Source organism: Shewanella sp. 10N.286.51.B2, assembly GCF_041469265.1.
Classification (GTDB): domain Bacteria; phylum Pseudomonadota; class Gammaproteobacteria; order Enterobacterales; family Shewanellaceae; genus Shewanella.
Genome location: NZ_JBFRKH010000144.1, coordinates 1 through 848 on the forward strand (window position 1 = coordinate 1; position 848 = coordinate 848).

Below are 848 nucleotides of genomic sequence, written 5' to 3' on the forward strand. Positions count from 1 at the left end.
GTATCAGCAATACGGGTTAATTCAGTTTGCAGTGAGTTTACTTCTTTTTGCATTGCTTCGCGGTCAGCAGCAGAGTTTGAACCGTTAGCCGATTGCAATGATAAATCACGCATACGCTGTAAAATATTGGTTGACTCGCTCATAGCGCCTTCAGCGGTTTGCGCAATTGAAATACCGTCATTGGCGTTACGCATTGCGACACCAATACCGTTCACCTGACTAGTCATACGGTTTGAAATTTGTAAACCGGCAGCATCATCTTTGGCGCTGTTAATGCGCAAACCTGATGATAAACGCTCCATTGACGTTTGCAGACCGCCATTGGCACCATTTAATGAGTTCTGAGCCTTCATTGAAGTGACGTTAGTATTAACTGAAATAGCCATGTATTGCCTCTCTTATATTTAATAGTGCCTGCCACTCAGGTCAGACGATACTTATCTTCGACAAATACTGTAACGGCGGCAACTAAAAAAGCTTTAGCAAAAAATTAAAACTTTTTATTACATTCAATTAAAAAAGGCGATTTAACGCGCAATAAACTCGCTTAAACGACTATTTTAGCAACAGCATTTAAAAAGCTTAAATGCAAAAAAGCAGCCTATAAAGGCTGCTTTGATTTTAAGCTCAGCAAATTAATTAAAGCGATTACACTGCGCTTATAGTTATTCCTTAACTCGCTAGCTAAATAGTGATTAACCTAGCAATGACAAGGCAGTTTGTGGCAACTGGTTTGCCTGAGTCAACATCGCTGATGAGGTTTGTGACAGAATTTGCTGCTTAGTTAACTGCGCCGTTTCTGAAGCAAAATCCACATCTTGAATACGACTGCGGGCATCAGTTACGTT

At 40.4% G+C, this 848-nt stretch carries 1 protein-coding gene and 1 pseudogene; both read right to left on the minus strand.

The annotated features are described in order from the left end of the window. Nucleotides 1-386, minus strand: a pseudogene (locus tag AB4140_RS19785) (flagellin); the annotation flags it as partial. Between the two features lie 309 nt (nt 387-695). Continuing rightward, nucleotides 696-848 (minus strand): flagellin (locus AB4140_RS19790; protein ID WP_372002351.1); only part of this gene is annotated, 153 nt, incomplete at its 5' end.